Annotated in this window: 18 protein-coding genes; 3 read left to right on the top strand and 15 right to left on the bottom strand. The window is 41.9% G+C overall.

Annotation, left to right across the window (positions count from 1 at the left end):
- Window positions 1–19: 19 nt before the first annotated feature.
- The 7 genes from GS399_RS01410 to GS399_RS01385 form a co-directional block, all read right to left on the bottom strand.
- Complete coding sequence (locus GS399_RS01410; RefSeq protein ID WP_160842792.1) at window positions 20–667, bottom strand: HAD family hydrolase; 648 nt, start codon at window positions 665–667, stop codon at window positions 20–22.
- A 524-nt stretch (window positions 668–1,191) separates the two neighbouring features.
- A complete protein-coding gene (locus tag GS399_RS01405; RefSeq protein WP_160842791.1) occupies window positions 1,192–1,659 on the bottom strand; it encodes a hypothetical protein in 468 nt (155 codons plus the stop codon).
- A gap of 342 nt (window positions 1,660–2,001) precedes the next feature.
- Window positions 2,002–2,217, bottom strand: coding sequence for a type II toxin-antitoxin system VapC family toxin (locus GS399_RS20610; protein ID WP_202409351.1), 216 nt, complete (start codon window positions 2,215–2,217; stop codon window positions 2,002–2,004).
- Window positions 2,217–2,468, bottom strand: coding sequence for a DUF6364 family protein (locus tag GS399_RS01395; protein ID WP_160842790.1), 252 nt, complete (start codon window positions 2,466–2,468; stop codon window positions 2,217–2,219). The genes GS399_RS20610 and GS399_RS01395 overlap by 1 nt, the downstream gene beginning before the upstream one ends.
- Window positions 2,469–2,790: 322 nt before the next feature.
- On the bottom strand, window positions 2,791–3,348 hold the full coding sequence (locus GS399_RS01390) for a hypothetical protein (RefSeq protein ID WP_160842789.1): 558 nt from the start codon (window positions 3,346–3,348) through the stop codon (window positions 2,791–2,793).
- Window positions 3,345–3,638 (bottom strand): alpha/beta hydrolase family protein, encoded by a 294-nt coding sequence (locus GS399_RS20915; protein WP_369410096.1) that lies wholly within the window; start codon window positions 3,636–3,638, stop codon window positions 3,345–3,347. Before GS399_RS20915 ends, GS399_RS01390 begins: the two co-directional genes overlap by 4 nt.
- Window positions 3,632–5,731, bottom strand: a complete 2,100-nt coding sequence (locus tag GS399_RS01385) for a S9 family peptidase (protein WP_255491514.1) — start codon at window positions 5,729–5,731, stop codon at window positions 3,632–3,634. Before GS399_RS01385 ends, GS399_RS20915 begins: the two co-directional genes overlap by 7 nt.
- Before the next feature lie 83 nt (window positions 5,732–5,814).
- Here GS399_RS01385 and GS399_RS01380 point away from each other — a divergent pair, with 83 nt between their 5' ends.
- On the top strand, window positions 5,815–6,375 hold the full coding sequence (locus GS399_RS01380; protein WP_202409350.1) for a GNAT family N-acetyltransferase: 561 nt from the start codon (window positions 5,815–5,817) through the stop codon (window positions 6,373–6,375).
- Between the two features lie 227 nt (window positions 6,376–6,602).
- Here the strand turns inward: GS399_RS01380 and GS399_RS01375 are convergent, their stop codons facing one another.
- Window positions 6,603–7,823, bottom strand: a complete 1,221-nt coding sequence (locus GS399_RS01375; RefSeq protein ID WP_160842788.1) for an FAD-dependent oxidoreductase — start codon at window positions 7,821–7,823, stop codon at window positions 6,603–6,605.
- Window positions 7,824–7,999: 176 nt separating this feature from the next.
- Between GS399_RS01375 and GS399_RS01370 the strand changes: the two genes are divergently transcribed.
- Entirely contained in the window at window positions 8,000–8,536 is a 537-nt protein-coding gene (locus GS399_RS01370; protein ID WP_202409349.1) for a YfiT family bacillithiol transferase, read from the top strand.
- Between the two features lie 66 nt (window positions 8,537–8,602).
- Here GS399_RS01370 and GS399_RS01365 read toward each other — a convergent pair whose 3' ends face one another.
- The 4 genes from GS399_RS01365 to GS399_RS01350 all read right to left on the bottom strand — a co-directional run bounded on the left by GS399_RS01365 (window position 8,603) and on the right by GS399_RS01350 (window position 11,139).
- On the bottom strand, window positions 8,603–9,406 hold the full coding sequence (locus tag GS399_RS01365; protein ID WP_160842787.1) for a hypothetical protein: 804 nt from the start codon (window positions 9,404–9,406) through the stop codon (window positions 8,603–8,605).
- 3 nt (window positions 9,407–9,409) lie between these two features.
- On the bottom strand, window positions 9,410–9,934 hold the full coding sequence (locus GS399_RS01360; protein WP_160842785.1) for a heavy-metal-associated domain-containing protein: 525 nt from the start codon (window positions 9,932–9,934) through the stop codon (window positions 9,410–9,412).
- Window positions 9,935–9,988: 54 nt separating this feature from the next.
- The gene (locus GS399_RS21175; RefSeq protein WP_500778604.1) at window positions 9,989–10,303 is read right to left on the bottom strand and encodes an HYC_CC_PP family protein; all 315 of its coding nucleotides are present in this window, start codon (window positions 10,301–10,303) and stop codon (window positions 9,989–9,991) included.
- 155 nt (window positions 10,304–10,458) lie between these two features.
- Window positions 10,459–11,139: a YiaD family glycine zipper/OmpA-like lipoprotein gene (locus GS399_RS01350; protein WP_160842781.1), complete on the bottom strand. Its 681-nt coding sequence runs from the start codon at window positions 11,137–11,139 to the stop codon at window positions 10,459–10,461.
- 61 nt (window positions 11,140–11,200) lie between these two features.
- Between GS399_RS01350 and GS399_RS01345 the strand changes: the two genes are divergently transcribed.
- A complete protein-coding gene (locus GS399_RS01345; RefSeq protein ID WP_160842779.1) occupies window positions 11,201–12,022 on the top strand; it encodes an SDR family oxidoreductase in 822 nt (273 codons plus the stop codon).
- Here the strand turns inward: GS399_RS01345 and GS399_RS01340 are convergent.
- The 3 genes from GS399_RS01340 to GS399_RS01330 are packed head-to-tail and all read right to left on the bottom strand — an operon-like array spanning window position 12,019 to window position 14,442.
- Window positions 12,019–12,804, bottom strand: coding sequence for an SDR family oxidoreductase (locus GS399_RS01340; RefSeq protein WP_160842777.1), 786 nt, complete (start codon window positions 12,802–12,804; stop codon window positions 12,019–12,021). The two genes, GS399_RS01345 and GS399_RS01340, sit on opposite strands and share 4 nt — an antisense overlap.
- A 40-nt stretch (window positions 12,805–12,844) precedes the next feature.
- A complete protein-coding gene (locus tag GS399_RS01335) occupies window positions 12,845–13,690 on the bottom strand; it encodes a transglutaminase-like domain-containing protein (protein WP_160842775.1) in 846 nt (281 codons plus the stop codon).
- Window positions 13,687–14,442 carry a proteasome-type protease gene (locus GS399_RS01330; RefSeq protein ID WP_160842773.1) on the bottom strand — a complete coding sequence of 252 codons (756 nt, stop codon included), beginning with the start codon at window positions 14,440–14,442 and terminating at the stop codon, window positions 13,687–13,689. Before GS399_RS01330 ends, GS399_RS01335 begins: the two co-directional genes overlap by 4 nt.
- Window positions 14,443–14,465: the final 23 nt, after the last annotated feature.

Below are 14,465 nucleotides of genomic sequence, written 5' to 3'. Positions count from 1 at the left end.
TTTCGATTCCTGCAGGTGCTCATGTCAGCAACAATTGCCGTAGTTCGTCGAACGCGGCAATTGTTATTTCCGGGCGATTGGCTTTTCCAAAACCATACGCCGCATAAATAAAAGGAACGTTACTTTTTCCTGCCGCTTCCTGGTCCCAAACCGTATCGCCGATGTAAACCGGGTAATGTAATTCATTGCGCTCTATAATGAGGTTAATATTATCACTTTTCGCCAAACCGGTATTACCCGACGATTCGAAATCAGTAAACAATCCATCCAGTTGGTTGAAACTGATAAAGTTTTCGATATATCCCGCGAGGCAGTTACTCACTATAAAAAGTTTAAAGGATTCGCTTAATTCTCTCAGCACATCTTTCACGCCAGGAAACAGTTCCCCGCCATATCGTTTCATAAAAAGGGATTCCTGGTGTTTATAGCGTTCAAGAACTTCCTCCTGGCTACTTTTAGGAATGAAATCCAGGTACTGATCAAATATCTTTTCAACTTTCATTCCCGACCAGGAGCGGATTGTCGCATCGTCCAGCACGTGATCGCCATGCCCGGATTCTTTAAATGTTTGGTTCCACGCCTGGGTGCAGGTGTTCGATGCATCCCACAGCGTTCCGTCCAGGTCGAAAATTAAGCCGTCGATAGCTTTGGGAAGGTGCTGATTCATTAGGTAAAAGTTATTGAGTTAAACAGAATTCAAGATACTTAAAACAGGCAAATTAGTTGAAGCGCTGAGTTGTGAAATGATTCGGGTCATGAAGCACGAACGTGTGGAATAAAAGTTTACAATTTATGAAATATGAACCGCGGTAAGAGTTAACAGGTTTCAGTTTTCTTTTTGAAAAGCACTTGCATTGCCACTTTGGTTACGATAGCCCCGCCATTCGCTATAGTTTTGCCGGGGAAAGGTTGTGCTTGGTTATAATTTCTTTTACCCGGCAAAAGCTGCCGCTGCTGTTGGGTTTAAAACCGTTGGGACATACTTTTATCGGAAAAAACGTGGCGCCGGTTTGTTGCATAACCATTCATTTTAAACCCGCACCGGAAAACCCGGAAGGAGGTACGACTGAGGATTTGGAGGGAAAAGCGGGGCTGCTCACTGATAGTAATAAGAACTGTTCATTTCCAGATTTAATTGAAGGTCGATTGTTTCGTAGAAGATATCTGCAGACTCAGCCAGCTGACCGTCGGCTACCAATAGGCGAAATTGCCATGCCCTTTGGCGATCTTATAACGTTTCTTTGCTAAATGCTGTAAGTCGCGACTTTCAATTTTCTCTATAATAAAACTCAAGACGTGTTTTCCTTCCGAGCCTTCAGCAGTTCGCCCTATGCTATTTGCTGAATCGATTTGCAGGTTCCGACATTCAGTTGTCGTCAAACTGTCAATGAATTTATGATCTTCTAAAGTTAAAATTGGTTCAGTAAAACCACTCTTGTCCTCGTTCAAAATTTCCTGAATACTTATGGAGTTGTTAAAGGATTTTTTCAGCACACTTTCAACATAAACCAATTTGAACTCGCTAACATAAATCTTTTTAACTTGATTCTTCGAGCGATAAATTTCAGTTTTACAGCTGCTCGTTAAAAATGATGTCCAGGCGGCAATTGCCAGAAAGCCTGAAATAGATATTTTAATATGTTCCGATATCTTTTTCATCTTTCGCTGCTTAATAGATCCAATTGCCTGGTGCACGACTTCGTAATCTTCTCGCTTATTCCAGGTTCGTGTCCTCACTAACTTGGATAGCTCCGAAATCGCGTGAATAAATACTTTATTTATGCTGATACAATAGTTAAAAGCCAGTTATCCTTTCAAATATAATTCGGGGCTTAAGACAGCCAAACTGCTTTTTTCATAGTCTTTAATATTCCTTGTTAAAATAATACTGATCTCGCCGTGATTGATAGCTGCAAAATTTTGCAATGCGTCTTCAAAATCTCCAAACTTTGAATTCAGAGCCTCTATAGCAATCTCTTTATTTCATGTCAGCAATCTCGATTATGCCAAAAGCTGTTCTAATTTTTCAATGATCACTTCGTGCTTTGCTACTTTGTTTAGGATATAATAAACGTTGCTGATTATGACGGGTGTTGTGAATCCCTTCATTTCTTGACTTTCACAACGTTGGAATATTTCGGTAGCAAATTCAGCGAACGGCTCGCGGTCAAAGAATAAATCAAGTATTACATCTGTGTCGATAAGCACGTGGTCCATCACAGGTGCTTTTCCTGAAGGCCTTTTCTCAGTTCTTCGTTGTAATCAAAATCGATTGGCATGTTAAATGAACCTTTAAATGATTTAACGACGGGAGAAAGCTGGGTCTTCTTGTTTTTGCTATCTTCTTTGGTCAGACTTTTAAGATAATTTTCTATAATGCCGGAAAGACTGCTATTTTTTTGTTTCGCATAGCTTTTTGCCTTTTGAATGACATTGCGTTCAATCGTCAGAGTTAGTTTGGTATTCATAGCTGCCGTTTAATAAAAATAAGAAATAATATACGTGCATGTATCTATTTTATTGCACGTGCTTTTTGTTGTTCGTCAATACATGCTTGTCAGGGTTTTGTACTTCTACTTCACTTCAACGTCTCCTCGAACAACTTAATATTCCCGTCGCTGGCAAATCTTTGACGCAAAGGCAAAAACACGGAAATCGTATTAGGCCAGTTTAAGGAATATACGTCCAAGCTAAGCCGGGGCTGCTCACTAATAGTAATGCGAATTGTTCATTTCCAGATTTAAAGATTGAATGGTTTGTGAAAAGATTATAAACACATAGAGGAGCTAATCATTCAATTTCTTTGGCGTATTTATAAAATATGTTTGCATAAGGCGAGTCTATCCTGAAAAATGTAATTTCTTTATATCTAGCGGTTGTTGGTTTCAGATCAAATTCACCTGAAGCATTGAAGTGCTTTAGCTTTACTTTTTTCTCATCTACTTCGCAAATCGGCCCAATCTGGAATCTATCATCTTTTCCATATTTACATTCGATTATGATGGGCAATTTCAAATACATTAGTTGTATAAACATTTCTTTGAAGGCACTTAGCGTAACATTTATGGCCAGACGTTTTTTTGTTATTGAGTTTGTGATTCGTTCATTGTCGATAATTTGTTTAAAGATCTTTTCATTTTCAGTGCACTTTATCTCGGAGATATCAGATTTTCTTAACACAATAAACCCATCAAAATTGAAATCAAATGTGTCGCACATTAAAATGAATTTGTCATTTTGCTCATAAATAATCCCGTTAAAGTGGTCTATCTCGTAATCATCCGTATTTGTTATATACACTTTAACAAAATCCTGATTTTTAATATGCTTTGCTATTCTTTTCTTCATTGGATTCTTTTCTTCAACGTCTCCTCAAACAACTTAAATATCCGCTTATACTCATCCGTCCAACTGCTGGGCTGTACAAAACCATGATCCTCCACAGGGTAAACTGCTAACTCCCAGTTGTCCTTTTTTAATTCGATAAGCTTCTGGCTCAGCCGAACAATGTCCTGGAAGTTTACATTTTGGTCTACCATGCCGTGGCACATAAGGAGATGCCCTTTTAATCCACTGGCGAAATTGATCGGCGAGCTTTGCTGGTAAGCCTTTTCATCTGTAAACGGTTCGTTTAAGATATTGGAAGTATAGCCATGATTGTAATGCGCCCAGTCGGTTCCGAACGCAGAGCCGCGCCTGAAGCAAATACATCGGGTTGCGTAAATAATGCCATCAGCGTCATAAACCCGCCATAAGAGCCACCGTATAAACCGATTCGTTTAGGGTCTACGCCGTAATTTTCAATCAGCAGTTTGGCGCCGTCGACCTGGTCGGTTAAATCTTTACCGCCCATGTGGCGGTAGATTCCTGTGCGGTGATCGCGTCCATAGCCTGAGCTTGCCGTGTAATCGATATCTAAAACCGTGTACCCGTTATCGGCAAGGAAGTTGTTAAACATATACTCCCTGAAATAGCTGCTCCACCAGTAATGAACGTTTTGCAGGTAGCCTGCGCCATGCACAAATATTACCGCCGGCTTTGTTGGCGCTTGCGTTTTAGGCTGATAGATCCGCGCGTAAACATCCGAGCCATAACGGTTTTGAAACTTAATCACCTCGGGCTCGCGCCATGCGTAGGAGTTAAATTCTGCGGTTGTTGAACGGGTAATCTGAATTGATTTTGCTCCCGGTTTATTGGCTTGCAAATAAAGCTCCCACGGTTTGTTTGAGTACGAATAACGGATCGCCAGCCATTTTTCGTCGGGTGAGACGCTCACCTGGTTGCCGCCCTTCATCGAAGTAAGTTTTACCGGCGCGCCGCCAGTAACGGGGATCTTATAAAAATGGGTAATGCCCGGATGTTCGATATTGGCAGTAAAGTAAAACCACTTTTTATTGCGCGACAGGTAGAGGCTCTGTACTTCCCATTTTCCGCTTGTGAGCTGTTTTTTGTTTTTATCGATTACGTCGACGAGGTAGAGATGCGAATAACCGCTTTGTTCGCTTTGGTAATAGAAATGTGTGTTATCTGTCCAGCCGGCTTCACCACCATTATAACCGCCGATGCCTGGCCCGCCGATCCATGCTTCATCCCGCTGTCGGTCGAGCAAAGCAAGTTTGCCGCTTGCAGGGTCAAGTTTCATGATCCATCGGTCCTTATTGTCTCTTGAAAGAACTATTACTACAGCGTTCTTGCCGTCTTCGCTCCAAAACGGCCCGCTTGTCACTACAGAACGATCGGCGTTTAGCTTTTTCTTTTCTTCCAGCAGTTTCGGATAATCCTTCAGGTAGTCGGGCAAATCTTTGATTCCCGGAATTTCTTTAGTTGAGATTTTATAGACAGAATCACGGACGGTATCATAAATAAAGGACTCAAAGGTCGATTGATTGGCGCCGACTTTTGTGCGGTTGGGAATATCTTCGGTGAAACCTGATTCAGTTACATAATTCGGAACAATGGCTGAGCGCGAATCCTCAGCGGGAGTGATCAGGCGATATGTAATAAAACGGCTATCCGGACTGATCTGTAAATAACTCAAAGATTTGTTCCCGAGGGAAATCTCTTTTGGCCTTTTAACAAGGTTTTCCTTTTTCTCGATTGAATCAAGTTTTGCATCCTTTGCTTTTTCCTTAAGTACGTCGAACAGATCAAGCTGCTCTTTTTTGAGCCATTTGACTTGCTCGTTTTCTTTTTCGGTTGTTGATTTAGTACGGTTATTTCCCTGGCGAATGAAATTCGTTAACTGCGTTAACTCTGCGCCGTTTAACTTCATCGAATACAGGTTGTCGTTTTTCATGAAAAGGATTTTGCTGCCATCAGCATTGAAGCGCGAATTATATTCGGATTCGAGTGTATTGGTAAGACGGGTTATTTTGTTGTCGTTAACATTCAGCAGGTAAATATCTCCATCCTTGTCGTACACTTTTTGGGTGTATAGCTTATTAAATTCTCCGTCTTCGGAGGGCAGGTTCTTTTTTTCCGGCGCACTCAGTTTGGTCGGTTTACGATTTCCATTTACTGTTATTGAGAACAACTGGCTTCTTTTGGCCGAATCGGGATTCCAGTCGAAGTAGATCTTACGACTGTCGTCGCTCCAGCGGATATTATCAGGTGACACACCCATCCATTTAGGGTCCCGCATGATTTTATCAACCGTAAGCGAAGTAAGTTTTTGAGCATTCGAAGTATGGAAAAGAGCTAACAAGGAAATTATAATGAGAATTCTTTTCATGGAAATTGATAATGAGTAAGCTGAAACAAGCGTACAAGATATGAGTAAGCATGGGAAATCGAAAGAAAGAGAGATAAACTTGAATGAATCTACTGCCTGATGGCAAAGTACGTTGGCCAATTCTTAATTTTAATTTCATGATTGAAATCCGGCCATACCTTCGTTCTGATGTTGCGGATCTGCAGCGCCTCGCCAATAACGCAATGATCCCGCATTTCACCCGCGATCGCTTTCCTCACCCGTACACTATGAATGACGCTGAATTATGGATCGAGGTAAACGAAAATGCTAGTCCGGTTTTGAATTTCGCTATCGCTGTTGATGGCAATTTTGCCGGAGGTATCGGTTTAATGCCGCAGTATGATATTAACCGGTTCAATGCAGAAGTCGGCTATTGGCTGGGTGAGCCGTATCACGGTAGGGGCATCATGACCGCGGCTTTGACGCTGTTGATTGATCACGCCTTTAATAAGCTAACTTATGTGAGATTGTACGCAAACGTATTTGAGCACAATGCCGCTTCTATGCGTGTGCTTGAAAAGGCCGGCTTTTATAAAGAATCTATTCAAAGGAAAGCTGCTTACAAAAATGGAAATTTCATTGACGAGCATGTTTACGCGCTTTTGAAACCAGGCATCTTATAAAAGGTGTTAAACGGTAAAGCAAAAAAGCCAAGGCGTCGCCCTGGCTTATACTTGTAAATAAAGAGGGGGGAAAAATTTAACGGTTTGTAATTGGTTAGTTTGATTACGTAATAAAGATATAGAACTCTTTCATTTGAAGAAATCTATTGCAGGGCTTGTATTAAAAACCGTGAAAATGTGAGAAAACGTTACACATTTTTTGACTAATCAAACGATGCGTACAATAATTAACTTCCTAATCGGCCGGTGAGATCAATCCTTACGGTGAAAGGCTTCAGATAACTTTCAGATAAAACCACAAACTCGCGGCGTGTCAATATATGTTTGAGATCGAATTTTCCTTTGAAGTTAAAAGACCCGGCCCAGCCGCGCTCAACTTCGCGATTCAACTCATCGCCGCGGTTAGCCGTATACTTAATCAGGCTAAGCATATCGCCCAGCGTCATCTTTTCGATTTTTTTATCCAGGAACCAGATCTGGCTGCGTGATACATATTCCTTAAATACCAGCCGGATTTCTTCAGTCGAAACGGTGCTATCAGGATTGAACTTAAATTCTGCACCGCTTTTTTTGCCCTGGAGAGCGCCGGATAACGATATATGTTGAATGGCTGTAAAATCCGGATCGCTGGTTTGAATATCTGTAAATGGAACGGCTAATGATTTATAGCTAAACAGTTCTGACTGTATCGTCCTTACATTTAAAGTTTCTGTAGTAGTTTTAAAAAATGAGCAGAAAGCTCCGGAAGCTCCTGCTGCCTGCCCGCTTAACATGGCATCTGCCGACGATTGTTGCGCTGCTATCTTACCAACGGCCACCAGGTTCACTTGCCCTTTTATAATTAACGCCGCAAGGGGAACGAAATAAGGCTCACCGCTTTGCTGATCATGCCCAACACTTACGCTGGTGCGGTAAAGTTTATTGCTATAAAAGTCTTTTACAAACGGCGTGGCGATGATTGGCTGATTTCCTCCCGTTGCAGAAACGACCTCGTTGGAGCTAGTTGCGTCAATCAGCACATCGGTGTGTACGGTCGTGCCATCGCTTAACTTAATCTCCCAGCCCTTTCCCGATTTCTTTATTGATTTATACGTTGTGTTGAGCTGTAGCTTGAGATTCTTCACAGTATCGGCCATTGTTTTCAGTATTGTTGAAGCGGCTGCCGCATTGATTGATGATGTGCTGTCCTTACGGAGCTTGTAAATGTTTTTCACCAACTCCTGGTAAAGCCCGGCTTTATAAAATGCGACAGGTTGGGTGAAATCAGCCCCGAGCTGTGTGGACTTTTCGATGAGCAATGTTTTAACACCGGAACGCGATGCCTGGAAGGCTGAAGCCGTGCCTGCACAATTACCGCCAATCACTACAACGCCGGGTTTAAAGGTTTCTGAAAATGCACTTAGGCTTAATAAGCCGAAAAATACTAACGCGAAAAATCTTTTTGTCATATCTTAGTTCGTGTGAATTTACAGCGGTATGCAGTTAATTACAACACCTTCAGGTATAAAGATGTGTCCAAGGTAGGTATTTAACAAAATTTAACAAGCGCAGTGCTTAAATACGGTAGATCAGCAGTGAACAATATGCTAATTAACAAAGTACATCCACGATTAAATTTTTAATTATGAAAAGTCTGAACGATAATCTGCGGTATCCAATTGGAAAATTTGTTCTGCCTGAAAATATTAGTAAGGTTCAGCTTGATGAATGGATAGATCAAATTTCAGCTCTTCCTGCAAAGATACGAGAGGCTGCAGCCGGGCTGTCTGACAAGCAGCTAGATACACCATATCGCCCGGGTGGCTGGACACTTAGGCAAGTGATCCATCATTTACCGGATAGTCATATGAACGCCTACATTCGTTTTAAGCTGGCCTATACGGAAGATCACCCAACTGTAAGGCCATATTACGAAGAAATATGGGCCGAATGCGGTGAGGCTAAGAATGGCCCGATTGAAGTTTCGATCAACCTTTTAGACGCATTGCATAAACGCTGGGTGTTTTTCTTAAAGACATTAAATGTAGAAGATTTTGACAGAAGCTACCAGCATGCCGAACATGGCGAATCTAACCTGAAGAAAATGCTTGGGCTTTATGTTTGGCACGGAAACCATCATCTGAATCATATAATCAATACCAGAAAATTGAATAAATGGTAATGCCGGAAGTGCAACATTCAACTAATTGGTGAGTGTTGCACCAGATGCCATGCAATTAACCTTTAATCAATAAACGTTAAAAAAATTGTATTCGAGCCTGACCAGGTACATGTTTTTAGCTGTACGCTGCATATTGTTCCATAGCTGTATGCGTTGTGAAAGGTCAATACGAAACGTGCTGTTGATGATGAACTGAATGGCCGGCGCCAGATCCATCAGATTTTGTCCTTTGCCCGGATTGGTCTTTCCTAATAACTCGATATATAGATTCACGTTTGTTTGCTTATAGCTTGTATAAGTTTTAGGAAACAAAAGATATCCGCCCGAAAGCGTGTAACCAATTGATTGGCGTGCCTGTCCCGGCCTGAAATCATAATTTTGATTGTCAAAAGCGTAGGTGTAATTTCCGGAACCTGAAACGGCGAGCTTATGAAGCAACTTGGTGAATACAACACCACCCTGTATACCGCTATTGTCACCTTCCAGGCTTATCTCATCATTTACCAATGGATCATTGCTAAATGAATACTTTGCAAAAAAAGCGCCACGAAAGTGTTTTTTTACGCTGTCAATACTCAGGAAACGGTACTTACCATAGAATGAGAGTCCTTCAAACTTCTGCTTGTCCTGGTAGAAATCAGAAAAATAAGCATTGCCATGGAGCATCAGATTTTTAGAAACACCAGTCATAACTTCAAGATTGGTGCGATTCTTAAATCCGTTATTTATCATTCCTTCGTTAGCCAGCCGAATGCCGACAGATCGACTCGCCATATTACTGGCCGGCTCGGTCGAAACATATAATTCCTGCGCATAGGAATTATCCAGCGATAGCAAAAAAGCTATCGCAAAAAAAATAATTTGATACACCGCTTAAATCGTTACGTGATACACCCGCTCTTTCCCCATATACCCGCTTTTGTAGCAGGGGTAAGTGGTTTGCGCAGCAATCTTTTTAAACTCAGCAGATGGAACAAAGTCTTTGTCCAGCAAGCTCAACTTAACCTGGCCGTCGAGTGTCCGAGCCGGCACATTCATAAAATGATAAATATTCCCGCCGTATTTGAAATGATAGTTATTCTCGATTTTTTGGTTTTCAAAATTAAAAACGACTGCCAAATCGCTCACTGAAAACCCTGCGCCTTTTATCTTGCTTTTGATCTGGTCCAATTCCACAGGCTGATCTTTTTTAAACGTTACTACGTAGATGTTTTTGTTAAGATCCGGCTTGATGTCGCTTATAAACGGAATTGTTTTCAAGGCTTTCTGAGTTGCCAGCTGGCACATTGAGCAGGTAAGGCCGCTTACCTGAATTTCAGCTTTTAAAAATTGTGCGCGAGCGGATAATGATATGAAAGGGAGGGTGGCAATAGCCATCCAAAATTTTAGTGATTTCATGATTCTGATTTTAATAAAAATTGTCCGAGTTACCGATAGGGAAGCCGGTCAGAATCAAATACGGAAAACGCAGTTTATAACGCAGGCGGAAATGTGCGACGTTGGAGGTGCCCGCATTCCTTGCGATGTTTCCTGTTCTGTTATATTAGATTGGAACAAATCAGCGAAACCGGGTAACCGGAATAAAAGAATTTCAGACGAGGCAGGTGCTTTAGAAGTGCCACTTTTCTGTTGTTTGTCTGTTATCTTAACTTTTACTTGTTTGTCTTTACAGCATTTCATGGACTTAACGGCCTTGCTGCAGCAGGATTTGGCTGGTTTGTTAACAGATATGGCAGATACCTTTTTGCCGCAGAGATGCATATTCATGCTGAATCCTGCCGTTGCAACGATATAAAGTAAAAGTAAAGTTAAAACTGATGCTTTTTTCACCACAACACAAAGATAATCAAGGTTTTCGAAAGGGCAAGATTAAAATAAAAAAACCGCCCAAGAGCGGTTTTTTTATTTTAATACCAATTATGTTAATTGCCGGCTTGTTTTGCCTGTTCTTTCATTTGATCGTTAGCGACAATAACAATTTCAACCCGGCGGTTAGCTGCGCGACCGGCATCTGTTGTATTATCACCTATTGGTTCTGATTCGCCCTTACCTTCAGTTTTTAAACGTGCCGAACTTACGCCTTGTGCTACAGCATAGTCACGAACAGAATTAGCTCTCCGTTCAGATAATCCCTGGTTGTACGTGTCACTGCCGACATCGTCAGTATGGCCAATAATCAGGATGTTTGTCTCAGGATTATTTTTCATCGATGTTGCAAGGTTGGATATGTTTGTTTTTCCGGCATCTTTAACATCTGACTTGTTAAAATCAAACAGGATACCCGAATCAAATTTTACGATGATACCTTCGCCCTGGCGAATAACTGTTGCTCCGGGAACTGTATTCTGAATTTCGGCTGCCTGGCGATCCATTTTTCTTCCAATGAAAGCACCCGCAGTACCACCGACTGCTCCGCCTATGATCGCGCCTAGTGCGGTATTTCCTGCTGCTTTACCGATTAAAGCTCCAACTGTACCGCCTGCGCCAGCGCCAATAGCCGCTCCTTTTTGTGTTTTAGTTAGGGAGTTACAACTGCTGATAACAAGGGAAGATGCGGCAAATGCAACCGATAAAGTGGCTATTTTAATGTTCATAGTTTTCATAAATTTTATTTTAAATAGTTAATAATAAGCTTAGGTACACGTAACTTCGTCAGGATATTAGATGAAATTACCGTTTATAAACGTTTTTGGCTGCGGATGGTTTGGCTTCGCGCTAGCAAAATTTTTAGTAAGCAATGGATATTCAGTAAAAGGTTCCACCACGACTGAAGCTAAACTTGCTCTATTGGCTGACAATGAGATCGATGCTTACTTGTTAAAGTTGGAGCCAAAACCAATTGGTGACTATCATAAATTTTTCTCGCAGTCTGAAATACTGATAATAGCTATTCCACCAGGGCCAGACACTGAGAATTATGCCGCGAAAATATCCGGTCTGATTAATTTCATAAACAGGTACAGGATAAAACAAGTGATTTTCATCAGTTCGACATCGGTTTATCGTAATGCTAACACCGAAGCAGATGATTACACTGTTCCTCAACCAGAAACTGATTCTGGCAGAGCCTTACTTGAGGCCGAAAATATGTTACTTGAGGATGGGTCATTTACGTTAACCGTTTTGAGATTTGCTGGTTTAGTCGGACCGGGAAGGCATCCGGGAAGGTTTTTCGCCGGGAAAAAGAATATTCCAAACGGTAAGTCGCCGGTTAACCTGCTTCATCTGGACGACTGTATACAGGTTGTCTACGAAATCATCAAGCAACATAAGTTCGGCGGTATTTACAATGTTTGCAGCCCCGATCATCCCGAAAAGCAACAGTTTTACTATGAAGCAGCGACGGTCAGGAATTTAGAAGCGCCGCAATTTACAGATGAACTAAACAGCTGGAAAAAAATAAATGGTTCCCGTATCGCAAGGCTGCTTGATATCAGTTATCAAACACATGACTTACTGAGCTGGCTCAAAACGTCTGCCGACTAAAGGGACGGAGTTCTGCCGCCATCCACCGGTAGATTGATGCCGTTTATGTATCCTGCTGAGGGAGAAGTGAGAAAAGCGATCGCAATGGCTACATCTTCGGCGGTGCCAATACGTCCGGCAGGAATCTGGCTGATCATGTCCTGCTGGATTTCTTCAGGTGATTTGCTTTCTTTCTCAGAGCGTGATTTAATAAGTGATTCAAGACGCCCCGTCATCGATGTGCTTGGTAAAACATTATTCACTGTAATACCAAATGGGCCCAATTCAGATGCAAGAGTTTTTGCCCAGCTTGCTACCGCTCCCCGAATAGTATTTGAAACGCCTAAACCTTTCAATGGAGTTTTGACCGATGTTGAAATAACATTAACGATTCGTCCCCAGGCGCTTTTTTTCATATAAGGAGTTATTGCCTGCACCAAAAGCTGGTTGCAAACCAGGTGATTGTTAAATGCCTGAATATAATCAGCTGCAGCTGCGTCAAGTGCGGGACCCGCCGGAGGTCCACCTGTATTATTTATCAGGATATCAACGTTATGGTCTTTCAGGTACTTTTCAACCACCGCTTTCACTTCATCAGGCTTACTAAAATCAGCTACCAGATAATCATGCGACTCAGTATCATCTGCAGGCAAATGCTGTAAGGTGTCTTTAAGTGCGTCTTCGTTACGCGCAAGCAACGTTATGCTTGCGCCAAGTAAAGCCAGTTCAACTGCAGCAGCTTTTCCAATGCCCTGCGTGCTTCCGCATACCAGTGCGCGCTTTCCTGTTAAATCTAAGTTCATGGCAAATAGGTTTCAGCAAATATAAAAAGGTTGTTAAGGATTACATATAACTTATGCCTGTAAGTGTTTTAGAATCGTAATAGAAAGGCTCGAAGTTATTGTCCGCAAATTCGCTGTTTATCGCCATCGACAGAAAACTTACTTCGCCATAAATAGTGGCAATAGCGGTATCAGCGGCATCGCGACCGGTTGCTATTTTAACCAGGCCATTTAAAGGAGCTAATTTGGTAGCGTCAAACAATACCCATTGGCCGCCAATGAACGCTTCGAAACAAGCATGGAAATCTGGCGGTGAAAGCTTGTATGCGTACCCGGTAAAGTAGCGGGCCGGTATACTAAGCGCCCGGCAAAGCGCAATTCCTAAATGAGCGAAGTCCCTGCATACGCCGGCTAATTCTGTTACCGTATCAAATGCGGATGTTTGTGAGTTCGTTGAGCCGCTTAAGTATTGTACATTTTCATGAATCCAGTCTGTTAATGCGGCCACTTTTTCGAAAGTATTATTCAGCATGCCGAAATGGTGCATAGCGAATCTGTATAATTTGTCTGACTGGCAATATCTGCTTGGATACAGGTACGGAAATATTTCAGGATCGAGGTCGCAAATTGCCACTTCAGGCTGATCGGTAAAATCGATAAGTTTGGTGTTGTTGTCAACGATGGCGCTATACTTTACTTCTACAGTACCTTGCTGCGGAAGATCGAACCTGATAAAACGATTCTCGCCGTGGGCAGACGTTAGCTCCTCAAACTTCGAATAGGGCGTAATAGTAAATTTTTCTTCCGTGATCGTCTGACCCGGTGTGTGCAAAGCATGAATATTTAAAATGATAGTACCGGGGGTTACTACCTGGTATAGCAATTTTGCCGTGATGTTAAACTTCATTTTGCTTCGGTGGATGTAGATATTTCAGGTTTTGCTGGCATTTTGTTGAAGGCTGCATCTATCCAGTCCTCACTTATATGATTAAGCGCTTCTTTTAGTTCTTCAGCCCATTGAGCCGATATGTTGGCGAGATCCCTTTGTTCGTAACGATGTTCAGTAAGGCAAAAGCTGTCTTTTTTATACAGCACTACATCAATTGGGAAATCAACATTATTAGCACTTACGCGAGTTGAGTCAAAAGAAAGAAAGCCCGTTTTCAAGGCTAGCTTCATGCTTGAGGCTGCCTCGAGCGTACGATTGAGTATCGCCTTGCCATGGCCCGAATTGCCGATAATAACAAAAGGAGCGCCCTGGCCGAGTTCGACCCAGTTTCCTTCGGGGTAGAGTAAAAATAGTTTGTGCTCCTCATCGTCTTTTAACTGGCCGCCAATAATGGTATTAAGGTCAAATCGGAATCCCGATTTTTCAAGGTACTGCTGATCCTCTTTAGCGACTCTTCGTACCTGTTCGCCAAAAGCGTTAACAACTTTATACAGCTTATTATACTCATCACGCTGAACAAGTTCTTTAAAATAAACTACTGCTTTATCGCGAACAGAGCGCAGTCCGCTTGTCATAATAAATATGGAATAGTTTTCACGCTGTTCGGTGAATATCTTTTTTTTAACTGTCGTATCCGTTCCGGATGTTATTCGTGTATCCGCTAATGCAACCAGGCCTTCATTTACTTTTATGCCTAAACAATATGTCATTGTAATAAAATTAGTGGTGTAAG

Origin of the sequence: Hufsiella arboris, from assembly GCF_009834875.1 — a bacterium.
Classification (GTDB): domain Bacteria; phylum Bacteroidota; class Bacteroidia; order Sphingobacteriales; family Sphingobacteriaceae; genus Hufsiella_A; species Hufsiella_A arboris.
This window is presented reverse-complemented; position numbering and strand designations above follow the sequence as displayed.